Origin of the sequence: Mergibacter septicus (assembly GCF_003265225.1) — a bacterium.
Lineage (GTDB): Bacteria > Pseudomonadota > Gammaproteobacteria > Enterobacterales > Pasteurellaceae > Mergibacter > Mergibacter septicus.
In genome coordinates, this window is the sequence record NZ_CP022013.1 from 547,725 (window position 1) to 569,413 (window position 21,689).

18 protein-coding genes are annotated in these 21,689 nt (G+C 36.6%); 9 read left to right on the top strand and 9 right to left on the bottom strand.

Translation table 11 applies throughout. The features are described 5' to 3' along the window. Positions 1–7 precede the first annotated feature (7 nt). Complete coding sequence (gene parE, locus CEP47_RS02645; RefSeq protein ID WP_261919542.1) at positions 8–1,930, bottom strand: DNA topoisomerase IV subunit B; 1,923 nt, start codon at positions 1,928–1,930, stop codon at positions 8–10. A 285-nt stretch (positions 1,931–2,215) separates the two neighbouring features. Here parE and CEP47_RS02650 point away from each other — a divergent pair, with 285 nt between their 5' ends. The 5 genes from CEP47_RS02650 (at position 2,216) to aroG (ending at position 7,665) form a co-directional block, all read left to right on the top strand. Beyond that, the gene (locus CEP47_RS02650) at positions 2,216–3,157 is read left to right on the top strand and encodes a 2-hydroxyacid dehydrogenase (RefSeq protein ID WP_261919541.1); all 942 of its coding nucleotides are present in this window, start codon (positions 2,216–2,218) and stop codon (positions 3,155–3,157) included. Positions 3,158–3,272: 115 nt separating this feature from the next. Beyond that, positions 3,273–4,472, top strand: a complete 1,200-nt coding sequence (locus CEP47_RS02655; RefSeq protein ID WP_261919540.1) for a lipoprotein-releasing ABC transporter permease subunit — start codon at positions 3,273–3,275, stop codon at positions 4,470–4,472. Further along, positions 4,465–5,166 carry a lipoprotein-releasing ABC transporter ATP-binding protein LolD gene (gene lolD, locus CEP47_RS02660; protein WP_261919539.1) on the top strand — a complete coding sequence of 234 codons (702 nt, stop codon included), beginning with the start codon at positions 4,465–4,467 and terminating at the stop codon, positions 5,164–5,166. The genes CEP47_RS02655 and lolD overlap by 8 nt, the downstream gene beginning before the upstream one ends. 10 nt (positions 5,167–5,176) lie before the next feature. Then, on the top strand, positions 5,177–6,424 hold the full coding sequence (lolE, locus tag CEP47_RS02665) for a lipoprotein-releasing ABC transporter permease subunit LolE (protein WP_261919538.1): 1,248 nt from the start codon (positions 5,177–5,179) through the stop codon (positions 6,422–6,424). 140 nt (positions 6,425–6,564) lie between these two features. Then, positions 6,565–7,665, top strand: coding sequence for a 3-deoxy-7-phosphoheptulonate synthase AroG (gene aroG / locus CEP47_RS02670; protein WP_275979636.1), 1,101 nt, complete (start codon positions 6,565–6,567; stop codon positions 7,663–7,665). A gap of 183 nt (positions 7,666–7,848) precedes the next feature. Here aroG and CEP47_RS02675 read toward each other — a convergent pair whose 3' ends face one another. From CEP47_RS02675 to dapF, 4 genes are all read right to left on the bottom strand, one after another. Next, a complete protein-coding gene (locus tag CEP47_RS02675) occupies positions 7,849–9,180 on the bottom strand; it encodes an anaerobic C4-dicarboxylate transporter (protein ID WP_261919537.1) in 1,332 nt (443 codons plus the stop codon). A 217-nt stretch (positions 9,181–9,397) separates the two neighbouring features. Beyond that, positions 9,398–10,318, bottom strand: coding sequence for a tyrosine recombinase XerC (xerC, locus tag CEP47_RS02680; RefSeq protein ID WP_261919536.1), 921 nt, complete (start codon positions 10,316–10,318; stop codon positions 9,398–9,400). Positions 10,319–10,330: 12 nt separating this feature from the next. Then, entirely contained in the window at positions 10,331–11,038 is a 708-nt protein-coding gene (locus tag CEP47_RS02685) for a DUF484 family protein (protein ID WP_261919535.1), read from the bottom strand. 15 nt (positions 11,039–11,053) lie between these two features. After that, a complete protein-coding gene (dapF, locus tag CEP47_RS02690) occupies positions 11,054–11,878 on the bottom strand; it encodes a diaminopimelate epimerase (protein ID WP_261919534.1) in 825 nt (274 codons plus the stop codon). A gap of 173 nt (positions 11,879–12,051) precedes the next feature. Between dapF and CEP47_RS02695 the strand changes: the two genes are divergently transcribed. The 4 genes from CEP47_RS02695 to pgi all read left to right on the top strand — a co-directional run bounded on the left by CEP47_RS02695 (position 12,052) and on the right by pgi (position 17,008). Then, positions 12,052–12,630 (top strand): thymidine kinase, encoded by a 579-nt coding sequence (locus CEP47_RS02695; protein ID WP_261919533.1) that lies wholly within the window; start codon positions 12,052–12,054, stop codon positions 12,628–12,630. A gap of 128 nt (positions 12,631–12,758) precedes the next feature. Further along, complete coding sequence (locus tag CEP47_RS02700) at positions 12,759–14,192, top strand: replicative DNA helicase (RefSeq protein WP_261919532.1); 1,434 nt, start codon at positions 12,759–12,761, stop codon at positions 14,190–14,192. 76 nt (positions 14,193–14,268) lie between these two features. Continuing rightward, positions 14,269–15,342 carry an alanine racemase gene (alr, locus tag CEP47_RS02705; protein ID WP_261921000.1) on the top strand — a complete coding sequence of 358 codons (1,074 nt, stop codon included), beginning with the start codon at positions 14,269–14,271 and terminating at the stop codon, positions 15,340–15,342. Positions 15,343–15,358: 16 nt separating this feature from the next. After that, the gene (gene pgi / locus CEP47_RS02710; protein WP_261919531.1) at positions 15,359–17,008 is read left to right on the top strand and encodes a glucose-6-phosphate isomerase; all 1,650 of its coding nucleotides are present in this window, start codon (positions 15,359–15,361) and stop codon (positions 17,006–17,008) included. 72 nt (positions 17,009–17,080) lie between these two features. Here the strand turns inward: pgi and msrA are convergent, their stop codons facing one another. The 4 genes from msrA to CEP47_RS02730 all read right to left on the bottom strand — a co-directional run bounded on the left by msrA (position 17,081) and on the right by CEP47_RS02730 (position 21,666). Beyond that, positions 17,081–17,608: a peptide-methionine (S)-S-oxide reductase MsrA gene (gene msrA, locus CEP47_RS02715; RefSeq protein ID WP_261919530.1), complete on the bottom strand. Its 528-nt coding sequence runs from the start codon at positions 17,606–17,608 to the stop codon at positions 17,081–17,083. Positions 17,609–17,856: 248 nt separating this feature from the next. Beyond that, positions 17,857–18,324 carry a GNAT family N-acetyltransferase gene (locus CEP47_RS02720; protein WP_261919529.1) on the bottom strand — a complete coding sequence of 156 codons (468 nt, stop codon included), beginning with the start codon at positions 18,322–18,324 and terminating at the stop codon, positions 17,857–17,859. 1 nt (position 18,325) lies between these two features. Next, positions 18,326–18,589: a type II toxin-antitoxin system TacA family antitoxin gene (locus CEP47_RS02725; protein WP_261919528.1), complete on the bottom strand. Its 264-nt coding sequence runs from the start codon at positions 18,587–18,589 to the stop codon at positions 18,326–18,328. A 218-nt stretch (positions 18,590–18,807) separates the two neighbouring features. Continuing rightward, the gene (locus CEP47_RS02730; RefSeq protein ID WP_261919527.1) at positions 18,808–21,666 is read right to left on the bottom strand and encodes a valine--tRNA ligase; all 2,859 of its coding nucleotides are present in this window, start codon (positions 21,664–21,666) and stop codon (positions 18,808–18,810) included. Positions 21,667–21,689: the final 23 nt, after the last annotated feature.

Genomic DNA, 21,689 nt, shown 5'->3' on the forward strand with positions numbered 1-21,689 from the left:
CGTCTAGTTACACCGTTAATTCAGCGTGATTGCCTTTTGTTTGTAACCAATTTTTGCGATCTTCGGCACGTTTTTTAGCGAGCAACATATCCATTAATTCTAAAGTTTCATCGGTAGTATCGCCTGGTTTTTGTTCATCTATCATACTTGGCTGATAGGTTAACTGCACTAAACGGCGAGTATTAGGATCCATTGTCGTTTCTCGTAATTGTAGAGGGTTCATTTCACCTAACCCTTTGAAACGCTGAACATTAATTTTGCCACGTTTACGTTTTAGGCGATCTAAAATGACATTTTTTTCTTCTTCATCTAAGGCATAATACACTTCTTTACCTAAATCAATTCGATATAGTGGTGGCATTGCGACATAAACATGCCCCGCTTCGACCAATTTTGGAAAATGGCGTAAGAACAAAGCACATAAAAGTGTGGCAATATGTAATCCATCTGAATCCGCATCTGCTAAAATACAAATTTTTCCATAACGTAATTGTGATAGATCATCATTATCAGGATCGATACCTAAAGCGACGGCAATATCGTGTACTTCTTGTGAAGCTAAAACTTGATCTGCGGATACTTCCCAAGTATTTAAAATTTTACCTCTTAGTGGCAAAATTGCTTGATATTCACGATCTCGAGCTTGTTTTGCCGAACCACCCGCAGAATCCCCTTCTACTAAGAAAAGTTCAGTACGGTTTAGATCTTGAGATGAACAATCGGCAAGTTTTCCGGGCAGAGCGGGGCCACTTACCAGTTTTTTACGTACAACTTTTTTGGCTGCACGCAAACGCCGTTGTGCAGAGTTAATTGCCATTTCTGCAAGTTGTTCTGCTTGTTGAACGTGTTGGTTTAACCATAGGCTAAAAGCATCTTTCACCACGCCAGATACAAAAACTGCACTTTGACGAGAAGATAAGCGTTCTTTAGTTTGCCCTGCAAATTGTGGTTCTTGGATTTTTAAGGATAGGACATAAGCACAGCGATCCCAAATATCCTCAGCGGTTAGTTTTACCCCTCGAGGTAAGAGATTGCGAAATTCACAAAATTCTCGGATTGCATCAAGTAAGCCTTGGCGTAACCCATTGACGTGTGTTCCACCTAATGCGGTTGGAATTAAATTCACATAACTTTCAGCAATTAAATTTCCGCCTTCAGGTAACCATAATAACGCCCAGCTTACTGCTTCCGTATCGGTATTAAAATTACCCACAAAAGGTGTTTCGGGAAGGGTAATAAATCCATTGACCGCTTCACTTAAATAATCGCTTAGTCCATCTTGATAACACCACTGTTCTTCAGTGTGATTGACTTTATCAATAAATTTAATTTCTAATCCTGAGCAAAGTACGGCTTTCGCACGCAGAAGATGGCGTAGTCGGCTAACAGAAAACTTGGCTGAATCAAAATATTTTGGGTTGGGTTGGAATTTTACTGTTGTACCAGTGGTACGGCGTCCACAGCTACCAATAACTTCTAATTCTTTGATTTTTTGTCCGTTTTCAAAGGCAATATGATAAATTTCACCATTACGTTTTACCGTAACATCAACTCGAGAAGATAAAGCGTTTACCACTGAAATGCCTACGCCGTGTAAACCACCAGAGAATTGATAATTTTTATTTGAGAATTTTCCACCCGCATGCAGTTTTGTGAGGATTAATTCTATACCAGATATTTTTTCAATCGGGTGAATATCTGTTGGCATACCACGTCCATTATCAATTACTTCAAGAGATTGATCAGGATAGAGAATCACTTCAATTTTGCTTGCAAAACCAGCGAGAGTTTCATCGACACTGTTATCAATTATTTCCTGTCCTAAGTGATTAGGGCGACTGGTATCGGTGTACATTCCGGGGCGTAGTTGTACTGGTTCAAGATCTTTTAAAACGGTAATATCTTGAGCGTTATAGGCTGTTTGAGTCATAAATAAATATAGCGGTATCAATAAAAAAGTAAAAATGACAAAATTCTAACAAAAAACTAATCTAAAGGTTAAGTGGTTTATTGGCTTTTAAAAAATGAGTGCTAAATTTTTATCGCATAAAACATTACAATTTGGTGTTTATTTCAGCAATGATGAAATGAATTTAGGGTGTTTTTATGATCTTGTTTGCAAAAATGGGTGAAGATGATTGCTTTTCTTTTCTCTATTGTTATCGTAACAAGGCTGTTAATATTGAAGAGATGGAAATTAAATAAGAGGGAAGGTATGAAAATAGTATTTTTAGATAGCACTGCAATTCCAAAGCATATTTCTATTCCACGTCCAAATTTTGCCCATCAATGGGTGGAATATGAACATACCGCAGCAGAACAAACCGTTGAACGCTTGCAAGGAGCTGAAATTGCAATTACCAGTAAGGTAGTTTTTAGCCGAGAAGTTATGCAGCAGTTACCAGACCTTAAGTTAATTGCGATTACAGCAACAGGAACAAATAATGTTGATCTTAAGGCAGCAGAAGAATTAGGTATTTGTGTCAAAAATGTAACAGGCTATTCTTCGGTAACGGTTCCTGAACACGTTCTCGGTATGATTTATGCGTTAAAACATAGTTTAATGGGGTGGTATCGTGATCAGTTAACGGATCGTTGGGTCAGTAATAAGCAGTTTTGTTACTTTGATTATCCGATTACTGATGTAAAAGGTTCTACCTTAGGGATTATTGGGAAAGGCAATTTAGGCAGTGAAGTTGGACGTTTGGCTACTTTATTGGGAATGAAAGTATTATATGCAGAACGTCAAGGGGTAACAGAAATTCGAGAGGGCTATACAAAATTTGAAGAGGTGTTAGCCGAAGCCGATATTTTAACACTCCATTGTCCATTAACTGACACAACACAAAATATCATTAATACAAAGACACTTGCTTTATGTAAGAAAGGGGCATTACTCATTAATACAGGTCGAGGTCCGTTAGTTGATGAGCGAGCATTATTAAAGGCTTTAGAAAGTGGACAATTAGGTGGTGCGGCAATTGATGTTATGATTCAAGAACCGCCTGAAAAAGGAAATATTCTAATGGAAGCGGCGAAAGTATTACCGAATTTATTAATTACACCGCATATTGCTTGGGCATCTGATTCAGCGGTAACGACTTTAGTGAAAAAGGTCAGTCAAAATATCGAGGAATTTGTCGCAACAGGGAAATAGCGATAGAAAAGTATAAAACAGCAATGCTTTTTATAAAAATTTCACTATAATGATCAAATCTAGAAGGCATAGTATTATGCCTTTTTTGTTGAAGAGAGATTAAAAAGGAAAAATAATGCAAGTATCTTTTTTGATTGCATTACGTTATTGGCGAGCAAAAAGTGGCGATCGTTTTGGACGTTTAGTTACCACATTAGCTACTGGTGGTATTATTTTAGGGGTTAGTGCACTAATTATTGTGTTATCGGTTATGAATGGGCTAGAAAATTACCAGAAAGATAGAGTATTAGAAAATATTCCACATGCCATAGTACTACCTAAAGCTGAGCCAGCATTTTTATCTCCACAAGCTATCAATCACCCACCTTTTGATCAGTTACCGCCTTTTGTCACCAAAGCAGTGGTAATTAACCAAGTTAATGCGATTTTGCAAAGTGCGGGGGCTTTGCAGCCTGCTAAATTATTAGGTATAAGTCAATTTAGTGATGATCCGTTATTGTCTTCTATCGAACAACCGTTTTCCCAACTTTTACCAGCAGGGCAATTCAATTTAGTGATCAGTTCACAATTAGCCACTCAATTACAATTAAATGTAGGTGATAAAGTACGTTTAATCCTTAGCCAAAATAGTGTCTATACGCCTTTTGGCAGAGTACCACAACAACGTCTTTTTACATTATCAGCGATTTACGAGGATCAAGGGCAAAGTAGTGCGAATGAAGTTTTTGCTAACATCAATGATGTTGGGCGATTATTGCGTTTAAAGCCACAACAGTTGCAAGGTGTAAGGCTATTTTTAGATGATCCATTCAAAATTACTCAGTTATCCCACTATTTTTCAACGGATAAATGGCAAATCGAAGATTGGCGGCAACAAAAAGGAGAGTTTTTTCAAGCCGTACGAATGGAAAAAAATATGATGGGGTTACTTGTTAGTTTGATTATTATTGTTGCTATTTCCAATATTGTTACTTCTCTAAGTTTGATGGTGGTTGATAAACAAGGTGAAATTGCCATTTTACAAACTCAAGGCATGACGAAACGACAGATTATGCAAATTTTTATTTATCAAGGTATGTTAGTCGGTGTTAGTGGAACTTTTATCGGTGGCTTGTTAGGTGTGGTATTAACAAACTATCTTGATCTGTTTATCGGTATATTTAATCCAAATGGTTTGTCTTTGCCAACATTCATTGAACCTTTCCAAATTGGACTTATTTTAAGTCTATCTTTGCTATTTTCTTTATGTTCAACTATTTACCCTGCTTATCGTGCTGCAAAAGTTGAACCTGCAGAGGCATTACGTTATGAATAAAAAGATCGAACAATCTGCTGTATTATTACGTTGCAGTGAATTATCGAAAACTTATCAAGAGGGCGAAAAACAGACAGAAGTTTTAAAATCTGTTTCTTTTGAATTACAAGATCAAGATTTAACTGCAATCGTTGGTTCATCAGGTTCAGGCAAAAGTACATTATTACATTTACTTGGTGGGTTGGATCAACCAAGTAGTGGTACAGTTTTTCTTAAAGAACAAGATCTTTCGTTATTATCGGATCGTAGGATTGCACAATTACGTAACCGTCATTTAGGGTTTGTATATCAATTCCACCATTTAATGGCGGATTTTTCAGCATTAGAAAATGTAATGATGCCCCTCTTAATTGCAGGGGAAAAACGAGATCAGGCGGCAGATCGAGCTGCACAAATGTTACAAGCTGTTGGGCTTTCTCATCGTATTTCGCATAGACCATCGGCATTATCGGGTGGAGAACGTCAGCGAGTGGCAATTGCAAGGGCTTTGGTTAATCAACCTGATATTGTGTTAGCTGATGAGCCAACAGGCAATTTAGATCGTAAGACCACTGAAGCGGTGTTTGAATTAATTCAACAATTAAACCAAGAACAGAAAACGGCATTTCTTTTAGTTACTCACGATTTACATTTAGCACAGAAATTCAAACAGTGTTATTTGATGCAAGATGGTAGCCTAAGGACTAAGGTGTAAGGTGAATATAATGAATACACCTTTTTTTATTAGTTGGCGTTATCAACGTGGGCAAAGACATAATCGTCTTGTTGCCTTGATTGCATTTTTTTCAACCATTGGAATAGCACTTGGTGTTGCTGTTTTAATCGTTGGTTTAAGTGCAATGAATGGTTTTCAGCGAGAATTGGATAATCGAATTTTATCGGTCGTACCACATATTGAGATTAGCACGTTAGGAACAGAGAGTTTAATTAATGATCAACAGCAAATAGCACAGCTATTGCAAAAAAATCCTGAGGTAAAAGCGACTTCCCCCTATGTTTCATTTACAGCGTTAGCCGAAAATGCAGGGAAGTTAAAGGTTGTGTTAGTCAAGGGGATTGAACCTCAGTTATTCAATAAAGTCAGTAATTTAGGGCAATTTGTCTTAAACCACGCTTGGCAAAATTTTGGACAGGATAATGGCATTATTCTTGGCAATGGGATTGCGAAAGAATTGGGGGTAGGCGTTGGGGATTGGATTTCGCTTTTAATCTCACCTCAAACAGCACATTTAGATCAATTATTACAACCACAACGCCAAAGAATACAGGTGAGTGGTATTTTACGCCTTGATGGTCAGTTAGATTATAATTTTGCGTTAATTCCGATTGGTTTAGCTCGTCATTATTTAGGTTATCAACCTGAACAAGCAACAGGGATTGAAGTTGCAGTCAACGATCCTTTTCAGGTACGTTCATTTGATTACAGTGAAATACAAGGTTATCCTCAACCACTTTATGCCAAAACTTGGATTAGTCAGTATGGCTATATGTATAATGATATTTCTTTGATTAGAACAGTAATGTATCTTGCAATGGTGTTAGTGATTGGGGTAGCGTGTTTTAATATTGTTTCAACTTTAATGATGGCAGTGAAAGATAAACAAGGGGATATTGCGATTTTACGCACGCTGGGTGCTGATCGGCATTTTATCAAACGAATTTTTTTATGGTACGGGCTTTGGGCTGGTATGAAAGGGTGTTTGATTGGTTTAGTACTTGGAGTCTTAGTTGCATTAAATTTAACTGAATTAGTTAAAGCAATAGAACATCTTTTTGCGATAAAAATCCTTTCCGATGGTATTTATTTTATTGATTTTTTACCTAGTGAATTAGATTGGCGAGATGTAATACTTGTTTTTATTTCAGCGTTATTATTGAGCTTACTTGCTGCAATCTATCCAGCAATACGGGCAGAAAAGTTACAACCAGCTAAAGTGCTGAGTAACTATTAATATGATAGATAAGTAATAGAAAATAAATGTAAAATTAGATATTGTTATTATACTAGTTTACAAGTACAATCCGTTTCAATAGAGAATTTGATACTCTATAAGCAGGAAGTTTAAATTATTAATCGTATATAGGTAAAATTATGAATTGCAATAATCCAGTTAGCAAAAATGACATCAAAATTGAGAATGACGATCTTCGGATTGTGAAAATAGAAGAATTATTACCACCAGTTGCATTGTTAGAGAAATATCCTGCGAGTCAAGTTGCAGTAGATACTGTGAAAAATACCCGTCAAGCTGTACATAATATCTTACATCAGCAAGATGATCGTCTGTTAGTAGTGATTGGACCTTGTTCTATTCACGATCCAGTAGCTGCGATCGAATATGCAAAACGTTTAAAAGTGATGCGAGAGAAATTTGCTGATAGACTAGAAATTATTATGCGAGTTTATTTTGAAAAACCAAGAACAACTGTTGGCTGGAAAGGTTTGATTAATGATCCTAATTTAGACAACAGTTATGCGTTAAACGATGGTTTAAGAATTGCACGCAAACTGTTATCCGATATTAATGATCTGGAAGTACCAACTGCAGGGGAATTTTTAGATATGATCACCCCACAATATATTGCTGATTTTATGAGTTGGGGAGCAATTGGTGCAAGAACGACTGAGTCTCAAGTTCATCGGGAGCTCGCATCAGGACTTTCTTGTGCGGTAGGCTTTAAAAATGGAACCAATGGTGGGGTACGTATTGCATTAGATGCAATTGGTGCCGCTGAAGCACCACATTATTTCTTATCTGTAACTAAATTTGGGCATTCTGCGATTGTGGCAACAAGAGGGAATCAAGATTGCCATATTATTTTACGAGGTGGGGATAAAGGACCTAATTATAGCGAAGGAGATGTTACTGCCGTCTGCGATGCGATTGCAAAAACAGGGCGTATTCCTCATGTTATGGTTGACTTTAGCCACGCTAATAGTGAAAAACAGTTTAAAAAACAGCTGAATGTTTGTGACGATGTTTGCAAGCAAATTAGTAAAGGTTCAACAGGTATTTTTGGGGTGATGGTTGAAAGCCATTTAGTAGAAGGACGCCAAGATCTTGTTGAAGGTCAACCACTTACTTATGGACAAAGTATTACTGATTCTTGTCTTGGTTGGGAAGACAGTGAAAAAGTGTTATCTGCATTAGCAGATGCAGTCACTGCAAGAAGAAATAAATTAGCTCAGTAAAAATTATTTTGGGGTATTATGGGGTGTAATTAATTAAACATTTAGCTCGTGATTAGCCTTATGTATGCAAGAAAACAGCCCATATTTTTGCTACAATTTTCGTTGAAATTACTAGCAGAAAGAGTCAATAAAGGCAGATTAAGATAATCTGCCTTTATTTTATCTGCAAAATACCACCTAGAATTACATAATGATGTTCGCTAAATTTACGCCAATACAGCAAGCAACGATCACACCGATTAAACCCGGTAGCATAAAACTATGGTTGAAGTAGTATTTACCAATTTTGGTTGTACCTGAAATATCAAAGTTGACGGTTGCAATATCTGAAGGATAATTTGGAATAAAGAAATAGCCATAAGTAGCAGGCAATAAACCGATTAGCAGAGGTGCAGGTAAACCAAGAGCAATACCTACTGGCAATAGCATTCGACCCGTTGCTGCTTGGCTATTGATTACCACCGAAACACTAAATAACGCCAAAGCGAAAGTCCAAGGATAGTTATTTACCATATCAGTAATGCCAGATTTAAAAGAAGGTAAAGCAAATTTAAAATAGGTATCACTCATCCAAGCAATACCAAAAATCGCAATGGTTGCTACCATACCTGAACGGAAAACGACACCTTGAGGGACATTTTTAGCAGGTGTTTTGGTTGCAATGAGAATAATGCCTGCAAAAGCGAGCATCATCATTTGAATTACTAATCCCATTGAGATGGGTTTGCTTTCGTTACCTAGTGTTCTGATTTCAGGAAAGATTGCAATTGCAACAATGGATATCAGTGCAAGTAAAAATAACAAGACGGCATTTTTAGCAGAGCTAGGTAACACTTCATTTAAACTTGTACTGGTTGTTTCTCTAATGAGTTGACCAAATTCAGGATCGTTAAGACGGCGTTGATATTCAGGATCATCTTTTAATTCTTTACCACGACGTAAGCTATAAAGTGATAATGCGATTACACCACCGAGTGTTGCAGGAATAGTAACAGAAATAATGTTTAATAAAGTAATTTGTTCAAATCCCGGTAACTCAATGATTTGTCCGAGATAGTAAACGACTGCTGCAGAAATTGGGCTAGCTGTAATCGCTAATTGTGAAGCAACTGAGGCGGCAGCCATTGGACGTTCTGGACGAATATTATTTTTCAGTGCGATATCACTAATAATTGGCATAATAGTATAAACTGCGTGTCCTGTACCTAAGATCACGGTCATAAAATAGGTAGTTAAAGGTGCGAGAATAGTTACTCGTTTTGGATTTTTGCGTAAGATCCGTTCTGCGATTTGCAGCATATATTTTAAGCCACCAGCCGCTTCTAAGACGGAAGCACAGGTAACCACCGAAATAATAATCAACATAACGTTGATAGGGGGAGATGATGGTGGCATACGTAAAACAAAGACTTCAAATACTAAGCCAATACCAGAGACGACACCTAATCCGATCCCACCATAACGGCTACCGACATAGAGAAAACAGAGTAATAAAATAAACTCAAAATATAACATAACTTCCCCTCCAAAATATTAAATATGAATATCTATGATCATAGGTTAAATATAATGTTTAGCAATTCTCAAATATATTTTTTATTGTATTTTTGCGTAAATATTTACTTAGATCAAAAAATTAAAAGGGGAAATAGCAAGATAAAAATAGACGAAAAGAAAGCTAGATTTTTTACTGGTGAATATCTAATAAAGATTAAAAATCTAGCTATTTAGCTTATAACTTTTTATTTTGATGGCGTTTTGCCCTTGGATGGGCGGAATCGTAAACTTCAGCGAGGTGTTGAAAGTTCAAATGGGTATATATCTGGGTGGTAGATAAATTAGCATGCCCTAAAAGTTCTTGTACTGAACGGAGATCAACGCCAGCTTCTAACAGATGAGTTGCAAAAGAATGGCGTAGCTTATGTGGGTGTAAATGGCTGGCTAAGCCTTGACGTATTCCCCATGCTTTCATACGAAGATGGATAGCACGGTGTGAAATTCGACGCCCTAACTGACTAACAAACAGTGCATTATTGGAAGGATTAAAACGAGGGCGAACTTCAAGCCAAGCTCGAATTGCAGCTAGAGCATATTTCCCAAAAGGAAGTAATCGTTCTTTATTTCCCTTACCTAAAACTCTTAATTCACGATTGCGTAAATCCAGATCTTCTAAATTTAGACTTTGTAACTCGGAGAGACGTAACCCTGCACTATACATTAGTTCCAACATCGCACGATCCCGAAGATCAATAGGCTCTTGGCTTTTATTCTCTAATAATTGAAAAACTTCTTCTGTGGCAATATTTTTTGGAAGGTGGCGTTTTTGTTTTGGAGCAGAAATGCCTTCTGCAGGATTAACGTTGATGACACCTTTTTCAAGTAGATAATGAAAAAAACTACGTAAAGTTGAAAGGCGTAAGGCGAGACTTTTTGCACTTAACCCCGCTTTTTTACTATTGGAGAGAATAAAACGTACAACACTGGCATCAACTTGTTGCCAATTTTCAATTTGATGTTGTTGTAAGATCTCAATACAAGCCGATAATTGACGATAATAGTTTGTCAGTGTATGAGGGCTTAATTGGCGTTCGATGCGTAAATAGTCATAATAGCGTTGGAGCCAATAGGTAAATGAAGTTTGTGTATCCGTCATTGTTATCCCTAATTACTCATCATCTTTTTCATCAATCCAACGCCAAATATGCTGGCTTAATAATTCCATAAAACGGAGAAGAAAAGTGGTTTCTTGTGCTTGATAAAAATGTTCTTCCGCATGTGCAGCGAATAATACGACTGCGGTGTAAGGTTTGTGTGGATAGGCACTTTTTAATAAACAAAGTGCGGTAGAACCAACAGGTAATTCATCTGGCAGAAATAATAATGATTTTTCTCGAGGATTTAATCGTCCTAAATAGATAGAACGTAAGCCAAAACGTTCTAAGCGGATCACTTCAAAGGCTTTACGATCAAGACGATTAGTTGCGGCAATTTGGTCAATATCAATCCACGCATCATTAATTAGGAAGATTTTGCTTAATTTTAACCCCAGATCTTGTGTCCACTCATTTAAAACGTTACAGGCTGTATCAAAATCTTCTGCTTGATTGAATTTTTGTTGTAAGGGTAACAAACTGTAAAACATCTGTTCATTATGGCGAGCAATACGGCTGAGATTTTCTAATTCTTCTTCTAATTCTTCAATACGTTCTTGTTGAAGACCAAGTTTAGCTTCAACTAAAGAAATTCCACCTTTGCGTTCGTGTTGAACATATAAGCTTTTGAGTAACTCTGTATGCCGACTAAAAAAATCAGCGTGGTGAATTAGATAGTGTACAATTTCTTGTTCAGTGATTTTATCGGTGATTTTTCTCATTTTTTATCCCTATAATTATAAGCGAATAAACCCATCATAAACGTGAGTTGCCTCACCACTCATATAAAGAGGCGTATTTTCACCTTCCCATTCAATCCATAATGAACCACCGGGGAGATCAACTTGGACTTTTGATGCAAGTAATCCTTGCATAATGCCGACTGCAACTGCACCACAAGCACCACTACCACAGGCTTGTGTTTCACCTGCTCCACGTTCAAAAACACGTAATTTGATATGGTTTCGATTCACTACCTGCATAAAGCCAATATTAGCTCGAGCAGGAAAGCGTTCGTGGTTTTCAAGTAATGGACCTAATTTCTCAACAGGGGCAGAAGTAATATCTTCAACTTGAAGCACACAATGTGGATTTCCCATTGAAACAACACCGCAAAAAGCGGTTTGTAATTCAGTCCGTAGGATATAATTTTTTTCAAAACGATTGGCAATAAAAGGGATTTTGGCAGGTTCCCAAATAGGTTCTCCCATATTAACACGTACTAAATTGTTATCTTGTAGTGTTAACACAATTTTTCCTTTCGCTGTACTGACAAGGATTTCTCTTTTGTTGGTTAAACCTTTTAGATGCACAAAACGAGCAAAACACCTAGCACCATTGCCACATTGTTCGACTTCACTGCCATCGGCATTAAAAATACGATAATGAAAATCTAGATCTGGATCATAAGGTGGTTCAACGATAAGTAGTTGGTCAAAACCGATACCTCGGTGGCGATCAGCAAGACGGCGGATCAATTCTGGTGGAAAAAAGACACTTTGTGTAATGCCATCGACAACCATAAAATCGTTGCCTAATCCGTGCATTTTGGAAAACTGCATGCTGGGTTTCCTATTGATAATATTATTATTTTGTTTCGCATTATAAAGAGATTAGTTACTAATGTCTAAAGAGTTAAGTAGTGTTTTCTAGATAATTTGCGATGAATTTACAGCTTGTGATACTATCGCCAACATTTTTTATGTTATCACTTCCTAACAGGGATAAAATTAATATGGCAAAACTTTATTTTTATTACTCATCGATGAATGCGGGGAAGTCAACTACGCTTTTACAATCTTCTTATAATTATCGTGAACGTGGAATGAATACCTTAGTATATACTGCGGCGATTGATGATCGTTATGGCGTTGGGAAAGTTACTTCTCGTATTGGTATTTCTGAAAATGCCTGTTTATTCCATCGAGAAACTGATTTGTTCCAAGAGATTTCTTGCAATTTAGAACAAAAAACTTTGCACTGTATTTTAATTGATGAAGCACAATTTTTAACTAAAGAACAGGTATATCAATTAAGTGAAGTAGTCGATAAATTAGATATCCCTATATTATGTTATGGTTTACGCACTGATTTTCAGGCAGAGTTATTTGAAGGTAGCCGTTATTTATTAGCTTGGGCAGATCAGTTGGAAGAGTTAAAAACAATTTGTGCTTGTGGACGAAAAGCAAATTTCGTTTTACGTTTGAATCAACACGGCGAGGTTGTAAAAGATGGCGATCAAATTGAAATAGGCGGAAATGATCGTTATTTGTCAGTTTGTCGAAAACATTACAAAGAAAAAATGGGACGTTAAATTGTTTAAAATTCAAGGCTAGAACATTATTTTCTCCGATAAAGTCCCTAAATAAGGTAAAATGTTTGCTATAATACCAACAATTTTTATTACCGTATTTAACCTATAAAAATAAGAGAAATAACAAAATGGCACAAAAAGACCGCTTACCAACGGCTAAAAAAGGTGCAAATAAATATAAACCAGACTCAGCCCTTGAGGAAATTAACATTCCACCACATTCATTAGAAGCAGAACAAGCTGTCTTAGGTGGTATTCTATTAAATAATGAACATTGGGAAAGCATTACCGATCAAGTCGTTGCAGAGGATTTTTATAACCACGCCCATCGTTTAATTTTTCAAGCCATAGAAGAATTGTTCCGTCATAATAATCCTGTTGATTTAATTACAGTCGATCAATTATTAAAAAATAAAGGGATTATTCAAGAAGTCGGCGGATTTGCTTATCTCGCCGAGTTATCAAAAAATACCCCAAGTGCTGCCAATATTGTTGCTTATGCAAAAATTGTACGAGAAAAAGCGGTTTTACGGGAATTGATAGCCGTTGGGAATAAAATTGCTCAAACTGCTTACACACCGAAAGGTCAAGATGTTAAAACGATTTTAGATCAAGCTGAGAGAGATGTTTTTCAAATTGCAGAAAAACGCACAACCAATAATAATGAAGGACCAAAAAATGTATTGGGGATTTTAGAAACCACTTTAGCCAAGATAGAGATGTTATCTAACATGAAAGAAAATAGTGGGATTACAGGCATTTCTACTGGGTTTAGTGATTTAGATAAAAAAACCATGGGGTTACAACCTTCAGATTTAATCATTGTTGCGGCTCGTCCTTCAATGGGAAAAACGACTTTTGCAATGAACCTTTGTGAAAATGTCGCAATGTCAAGTGAAAAACCCGTACTGATTTTTAGCCTTGAGATGCCTTCTGAACAGATTATGATGCGTATGGTTTCATCATTAGCGTTAGTCGAGCAAACTAAAGTGAGAACAGGAAAAATTGACGATGATGAAGCGTGGTCTAGAATTGCAGGTGTCTTTTCTATGTTTAAAGATAAACCGAATATTTACATTGATGATTCATCGAATTTGACCCCAACAGAAGTACGTTCTCGAGCAAGACGGGTATATCGTGAGAATGGCGGTTTAAGTATGATTATGGTCGATTACTTACAATTAATGCGAGCACCAGAGTTTGGGGATAATCGTACTTTAGAGATTGCAGAAATATCTCGTTCATTAAAAGCGTTAGCAAAAGAATTAGAAGTCCCCGTTATTGCTTTATCACAGTTAAACCGTAGTTTAGAACAACGTGCAGATAAACGCCCGATTAATTCAGATTTGAGGGAATCAGGCTCCATTGAGCAAGATGCTGATTTAATTATGTTTATTTATCGTGATGAGGTCTATCACGAAAATTCAGAAGATAAAGGGATTGCAGAAATTATTATTGGAAAGCAGCGGAATGGTCCTATTGGGAAAGTGAAATTAACATTTCGTGGGCAGTTTTCTCGTTTTGATGACTATGCCAATCCAAAGTATGACGAAAATTATTAAAATTACACTATTGTTTAGTGTAAGAAATGAAACGTGGCTTTTTCAGTCGCTAAGATAAAAGAGGTATAGCATAGTGATAAAAGCAGCAACGGCAAAAATTAGTCCCACAGCTTTATGCCATAATATTCAACGGATTAAGCAACTCGCTCCTCAGAGTAAAATTATTGCCGTAGTAAAAGCAAATGGATATGGGCACGGGATAGAATTTGTTGCAACCACGCTTGAACAAGATATTGATGCAATTGGTGTGGCTAGATTAGAAGAAGCGTTACGTTTACGCTCTCACGGTATCGTTAAGCCTATTGTTTTATTGGAAGGTTTTTTTTCTGCAAAGGATTTACCTATTTTAGCAGTAAATAATTTAGAAACAGTCATTCATTGCCAAGAACAATTAACCGCATTACTTGCGGCAGATTTACCTCAACCAATAAAAGTTTGGTTAAAAATTGATACGGGGATGCACCGTTTAGGAATATTACCAGAACAGGTTGAGGCATTTTATCAAACTTTAAAAGCGAGTTCTCAAGTTAGTCAGATCAATTTTATTAGTCATTTTAGTCGAGCTGATGAAGTTGATAATAATTATACCTTAATTCAGTTAGATCGTTTCTTAACTGCTTGTGCTGGAAAGGTAGGGGATAAAAGTATCGCCGCTTCAGGAGGCATTTTATTTTGGCAACAAGCTCATTTAGATTGGATTCGTCCAGGGATTATTATGTATGGTATTTCACCTGATAGTCGCCCTGCAAGTGAGTATGGTTTAATGCCTGTGATGACTTTAACTTCATCTTTGATAGCGGTTAAAGAGCATAAAAAAGGTGAACCTGTTGGCTATGGTGGTCATTGGGTTAGCCCTACTGATACTAAAATTGGGGTGGTAGCCATCGGCTATGGTGATGGCTATCCAAGAGATGTACCAGCTGGCACACCAGTGATTATTAATGGACGCCGAGTTCCTATTGTTGGACGTGTATCGATGGATATGTTGACGGTTGATCTAGGGAAAATGGCGACAGATAAAGTTGGTGATGAAGTGATTTTATGGGGAAAACAGTTACCGATAGAAGAAGTAGCAACCATTATCGGTGTGATTAGTTATGAATTGGTGACTAAACTTACCCCTAGAGTATTAATTGAATATATTGATTAAGAAAGAAGGACAATTTATGCAAAATATTAATCCAACCACAACCCAAGCTTGGGCGGCTTTAACACAACATAGCCAAGAGCAAAGTACCACTATTGCACAGCTTTTTGCTCAAGATCCCCAGCGTTTCACACGGTATTCATTAAAATTTGAGGATCAAATCCTTGTCGATTATTCAAAAAATCGGCTTGATGAGAAAACGCTTCACTTATTACATCAGTTAGCTGAAGAGTGTAAACTTAGCTCAGCGATTACAAGTATGTTTAATGGTGAAAAAATTAATCGGACAGAAAACCGTGCTGTGTTACATACTGCGTTACGTAATCGAGCAAATACGCCTGTTTATGTTGATGGTAAAGATGTGATGCCTGAAGTAAATGCCGTGTTAGCAAAAATGAAAGATTTTTGTCAGCGTGTTATCAGTGGTGAATGGAAAGGCTATACAGGGAAGGCGATTACTGATGTGATTAATATCGGTATTGGCGGATCTGATTTAGGACCTTATATGGTAACAGAAGCTTTAAGACCGTATAAAAATCACCTTACAATGCACTTTGTTTCAAATGTTGATGGAACACATATCGCTGAAACACTTAAAAAAGTTAATCCTGAAACGACCTTAGTTTTAGTTGCTTCTAAAACATTTACCACCCAAGAAACTATGACTAATGCCCATAGTGCCAGAGATTGGTTTTTAGCACAGGCGAAAGATGAAACACAGGTAGCCAAACATTTTGTTGCTTTATCAACCAATGCCACTGCAGTTGCAGAATTTGGCATTGATACGAACAATATGTTTGAATTTTGGGATTGGGTTGGCGGACGTTACTCTTTATGGTCGGCAATTGGTTTATCTATTGCTTTATCTATTGGCTTTGAACATTTTGAACAGCTTTTAAATGGTGCTCACGCTATGGATAAACATTTCCGTGATACGCCATTAGAACATAATATTCCTGCCACTTTGGCATTAGTTGGTTTATGGAATACGAACTTTTTAGGTGCACAAACAGAAGCCATTTTACCTTATGATCAGTATTTACACCGCTTTGCCGCCTATTTCCAACAAGGTAATATGGAATCAAATGGTAAGTATGTTGATCGTAATGGTAAAGTTATTAATTATCAAACTGGACCAATTATTTGGGGAGAACCCGGAACAAACGGACAGCACGCTTTTTATCAGCTTATTCACCAAGGGACAACATTAATTCCTTGTGATTTTATTGCACCAGCGAAAAGCCATAATCCACTTGGTGATCATCACCAAAAATTACTTTCAAACTTTTTTGCTCAAACTGAAGCATTAGCTTTTGGTAAGGGTAAAGAGGAAGTAGAAGCAGAATTTCTTAAAGCGGGTAAAACGTTAGAGCAAGTAAAAGAGATTGTACCGTTTAAAGTATTTACAGGTAATAAACCGACAAATTCAATTCTACTTGAAAAAATAACACCATATAGCTTAGGAGCATTAATTGCAATGTACGAGCATAAAATCTTTGTACAAGGTGTTATTTTTAATATTTTCAGTTTCGATCAATGGGGGGTGGAATTAGGTAAACAATTAGCTAACCGAATTTTACCTGAATTAACCGATAAACAACCTGTTAATAGCCATGATAGCTCAACAAATGGATTGATTAATCAATTTAAATTGTGGAGCCAAAAATAAAGATTTATTAATGGGTATCTAGATAATAGAGTAAGCTAAACCTAATCTTAAGGTTTAGCTTTTTTAAACTTTTTATTTCCACCAATCTTCAAATTTAACTTTTGCTTTTGCATATTTAACTGCAACAACCGCATTACAATAAGCATTTTGTGGATTTTGCTTGAAATATCCTTGATGGTAGTCTTCAGCAGGATAAAAAGTAGGAGCAAGAGTGATTTTAGTAACAATTTTATTTGCAAAATGGGGTTGTAATTCAGCAATAGTGCGTTCTGCAATCTCTTTTTGCGTTTCGGTGAGATAGAAAATTTCACTGCGATATTGATCGCCAATATCATTGCCTTGTCGGTTGAGTTGAGTTGGATCGTGAAGGGCGAAAAAGATATCTAAAATCGTTTGATAACTAATAATCGCAGGATCAAACTCAATTTTGACGGCTTCAGCATGTCCAGTATTAAGTTTACATACATCAGTGTAACTAGGATTGCTAGTTTTTCCACCAATATAACCTGAAGTTGCTTGCCTTATCCCTTTAATATCGTTGTAAACTGCTTCAATACACCAAAAACACCCACCAGCAAGAATAGCCGTTTCCGTTGTCATACTTTTTCCTTATTGTGTTTGCAATTAAAACTGAATTTATCTTTTAACGGAGTTAGTATTAGAATGCAAGAAAAATTATTTTATTTTAAAAATAATAAAAAACGCTTAATCTTAAGAGATTCAGCGGATGAAGCATAGATAATAGATTGTCTTTTTATTGAAGATTAAAAATCCTATTTAATAGGCAGAGTTATTTATATTACAACTGTTTTAACATTTTGAATGTAAGATTGAATAAAGTTCGATAATTACAACTTCAACATTAGTGACATATCATCAATTGGAGATGGTTGAAAACCATAATGTAAATAGAATTGCTTTGCTTTATTATTCAAAGCATGAACTAGCAATGCCCTTACTCCAATTTGTTCTGATATGGATTTCGATCTTAACACAACATCTTTGAGTAGTGCAGCACCTAATTTTTTTCCTTGATGTTTTACATCTATGGCTAATCGCCCTAAAACAACGACAGGGATAGGTTCTGGCATATTACGTCTTAATGTACTTGATGCAAATTGATGAGTAACCGCCCCTGCTGCTAAAGCATAAAAACCAACAACAATATTTTCCTTACAGATCACAAATGTTCTACTTGCTTGGTTTTGTTGATTTTTAAGTGCATTTCGTCTAAGCCATATATTTAATGATTCTTCTCCGCAATCAAAGAAATCTAGACGATGATTATGCGTTAGTAATTCAGGTGCTGAATACATTTTATACTTCCCAAGGGGATTTAATAGCCATTAATTTTTCTAATTTAGTATTAGCGATGTTAGGTTGTTCTAGTACCTCAATAAAACAGTTAAATTTCTCTTCACTTAATTGAAATACTGTTCTCTCTAAAATGACGTTTTGTGCATAGGTACAAGCCGCATCTAGCATAAAATCAGAACGTGTTTTGCCTAATAATGCAGCAGCTTGATCGATCAAATCACGTTGCATTGGTTTGGCTCGTAAATTAATTGCAGCGGTACGCATAATTATCTCCATATCTTATTTATCTTATAATCTATTAGAAAGTATAGTGTATAGCTATTGTATATGCAATCAGAATTTGGGATGCTGTAATGTTACCGTATATTATTGTTAAGTTTAGATAAGGAGAAAAAGGTATTATAGCTAAAACAAAGGATAAATAATAAAAAACGCTTAATCTTAAGAGATTAAGCGTTTGATTTTATAGGGAATGGGTATTTTTATAATGTTTCAATGCGAGCATATTGATTACGCAATTTATCTAAACCTGCTTGATAGTCTTGCATTTTTTCCCGTTCTTTGGCAATGACCGTTTCTGGTGCTTTAGCGACAAAGTTTTCATTGCTTAATTTGTTTTCAATACGTTTGATTTCTGCAATTAGTTTTTCACTTTCTTTTTGCAAACGGGCTAGTTCTGCTTGTTTATCAATCAAACCCGCCATTGGGATTAATAGTTCAGCATTGTCGAGTAATTTGGTTACTGCTAATGGAGCCTCTTCATCGTTAGTAAGCAGTGTAATACGCTCTAATTTAGCCATTGCTTGAATTAATGTACGATTTTGCTCTAGTGTCATTTTATTTTCATCGCTAATACTACGTAGTAATACTTCTAAGCCTTTGCTTGGTGCGATGTTCATTTCAGCACGAACATTACGAACATTAATAATTAGCTCTTTAATCCAGTTAAGCTGTTTTAATGCTGTATCGTCAGACAATGTTGGATCAAATTTCGGGAAAGGTTCAAGCATAATTGTTGCTGTATTTTTTCCAACTAAAGTTTTTACCCGCTGCCAAATTTCTTCAGTGATAAATGGAATAATTGGGTGAGCAAGGCGTAAAATCCCTTCTAATACTGTAATAAGAGTGTGACGAGTACCACGTTGTTCAGTTTCATTACCCTGTGCTAAGACTGGTTTAGTTAATTCTAAATACCAATCACAGAATTGATTCCAGATAAATTCGTAAAGTGTGGTAGCAGCAATATCAAAACGATATTGATCTAAAGCTTGACGGAAAGCTTTTACTGTATTGTTATATTCAGCTAAGATCCAACGATCTGCTAGAGATAACGTCATTTCTTGATTGTCGCCAAAACCACAATCGTGATTTTCTGTATTCATTAAGACGAAACGACTAGCATTCCAAAGTTTATTACAGAAGTTACGATAACCTTCAAGGCGTTTCATATCCCAGTTAATATCTCGACCAGTTGAGGCGAGAGCGGCTAAGGTAAAGCGTAATGCATCGGTGCCGTGTGCTGTAATACCTTGTGGAAATTCTTTACGAGTTGCTTTTTCAATTTTAGCTGCTAATTGAGGTTGCATCATATTACCAGTACGTTTAGCCACTAAGCTTTCTAAGTCAATACCATCAATCATATCTAAAGGATCGATTACATTCCCTTTTGATTTAGACATTTTGGCACCGTTTTCATCACGGATTAAGCCTGTTACGTAAACGTTTTTAAATGGTACCTGTGGTTTGCCGTTTTCATCTTTGATGAAATGCATGGTAAACATAATCATACGAGCAACCCAGAAGAAAATAATATCGAAACCTGTGATTAATACATCGGTTGGGTGGAACATTTTTAGATCTTTCGTTTGTTGTGGCCAACCTAAAGTTGAGAATGTCCATAAGCCCGATGAGAACCAAGTATCAAGCACATCTTCATCTTGGGTTAAGGTTATATCATCTGCTAATTGGTATTTTGAACGAACTTCATTTTCATCACGTGCAACATAAACGTTACCCTGTTCGTCATACCATGCAGGGATACGATGCCCCCACCATAACTGGCGAGAAATACACCAATCTTGAATATCCCGCATCCAAGAGAAGTAGAGGTTTTCATATTGTTTTGGAACAAATTTAATTTCACCTTCTTCCACAGCTCGAATAGCTTCTTTAGCGAGAGGAGCAACACTTACATACCATTGATCGGTCAGCATTGGCTCAATTGGTACTCCACCACGATCACCATAAGGTACTTTTAAGTCATGGGGTTTGATTTCTTCTAATAAACCAAGTTGTTCAAAATCAGCTACAATTTTTTTACGTGCAGCAAAGCGTTCTAGCCCTTGATAATCTTCAGGAATGATTGCTTGATAATCTGGGTGTAATTTGCCATCAAAAGTAAGTACTTCAGCTTGATCACGAATATCTGCATTTAAGGTAAATACATTTACCATCGGCAAGTGGTGGCGTTTTCCTACTTCATAGTCATTAAAATCGTGAGCTGGGGTAATTTTTACCACACCAGTTCCAAATTCTTTTTCGACATAGTCATCGGCGATGATCGGAATTTCACGATTAACGAGTGGTAAGAGAACTGTTTTACCAATTAAATTTTGATAGCGTTCATCTTCTGGATGAACCGCAACAGCAGTATCTCCAAGCATAGTTTCAGGACGAGTTGTGGCAACAACTAAATAATCTAAACCTTCAGCCGTTTTTACACCATTAGCAAGTGGATAGCGAAAGTGCCATAAACTACCTTTAGATTCTTTATTTTCAACTTCTAAATCAGAAATTGCGGTGTGAAGTTTTGGATCCCAGTTTACTAGGCGTTTTCCTCGATAAATTAAGCCTTCTTCGTATAAACGGACAAATACTTCTTTTACTGCATCAGATAAGCCTTCATCCATAGTGAAACGTTCACGTTCCCAATCAACCGAGTTACCTAAACGTCTCATTTGTTGATTGATTGTACCACCTGATTCCGCTTTCCATTGCCAGATTTTATTAATAAAGTTTTCACGTCCATAATCATGTCGTGTTTTGCCTTCTTCTGCGGCAATTTTCCGCTCGACCACCATTTGAGTAGCGATACCAGCGTGATCTGTACCTGTTTGCCAAAGCGTGTTGTCGCCTTGCATACGGTGATAACGGATCAAGGTATCCATTAATGTTTGTTGGAAGGCATGCCCCATATGTAAACTACCTGTAACATTAGGAGGTGGAATCGCAATGCTATAACTTGGTGCATTTTCATTTTCGGAAGGTTTAAAGTAGCCTTTTTCTTCCCAAATTTGGTAAAGGCGTTGTTCAATATTTTGTGGATTATAAGTTTTTTCCATAGTATTTAACTTGTAATGTAAAA

Coding starts and splice junctions, on each gene's coding strand:
- parE (WP_261919542.1), bottom strand. CDS start 1,930: ATGACTCAAACAGCCTATAACGCTCAAGATATTACCGTTTTAAAAGAT.
- CEP47_RS02650 (WP_261919541.1), top strand. CDS start 2,216: ATGAAAATAGTATTTTTAGATAGCACTGCAATTCCAAAGCATATTTCT.
- CEP47_RS02655 (WP_261919540.1), top strand. CDS start 3,273: ATGCAAGTATCTTTTTTGATTGCATTACGTTATTGGCGAGCAAAAAGT.
- lolD (WP_261919539.1), top strand. CDS start 4,465: ATGAATAAAAAGATCGAACAATCTGCTGTATTATTACGTTGCAGTGAA.
- lolE (WP_261919538.1), top strand. CDS start 5,177: ATGAATACACCTTTTTTTATTAGTTGGCGTTATCAACGTGGGCAAAGA.
- aroG (WP_275979636.1), top strand. CDS start 6,565: ATGAATTGCAATAATCCAGTTAGCAAAAATGACATCAAAATTGAGAAT.
- CEP47_RS02675 (WP_261919537.1), bottom strand. CDS start 9,180: ATGTTATATTTTGAGTTTATTTTATTACTCTGTTTTCTCTATGTCGGT.
- xerC (WP_261919536.1), bottom strand. CDS start 10,318: ATGACGGATACACAAACTTCATTTACCTATTGGCTCCAACGCTATTAT.
- CEP47_RS02685 (WP_261919535.1), bottom strand. CDS start 11,038: ATGAGAAAAATCACCGATAAAATCACTGAACAAGAAATTGTACACTAT.
- dapF (WP_261919534.1), bottom strand. CDS start 11,878: ATGCAGTTTTCCAAAATGCACGGATTAGGCAACGATTTTATGGTTGTC.
- CEP47_RS02695 (WP_261919533.1), top strand. CDS start 12,052: ATGGCAAAACTTTATTTTTATTACTCATCGATGAATGCGGGGAAGTCA.
- CEP47_RS02700 (WP_261919532.1), top strand. CDS start 12,759: ATGGCACAAAAAGACCGCTTACCAACGGCTAAAAAAGGTGCAAATAAA.
- pgi (WP_261919531.1), top strand. CDS start 15,359: ATGCAAAATATTAATCCAACCACAACCCAAGCTTGGGCGGCTTTAACA.
- msrA (WP_261919530.1), bottom strand. CDS start 17,608: ATGACAACGGAAACGGCTATTCTTGCTGGTGGGTGTTTTTGGTGTATT.
- CEP47_RS02720 (WP_261919529.1), bottom strand. CDS start 18,324: ATGTATTCAGCACCTGAATTACTAACGCATAATCATCGTCTAGATTTC.
- CEP47_RS02725 (WP_261919528.1), bottom strand. CDS start 18,589: ATGCGTACCGCTGCAATTAATTTACGAGCCAAACCAATGCAACGTGAT.
- CEP47_RS02730 (WP_261919527.1), bottom strand. CDS start 21,666: ATGGAAAAAACTTATAATCCACAAAATATTGAACAACGCCTTTACCAA.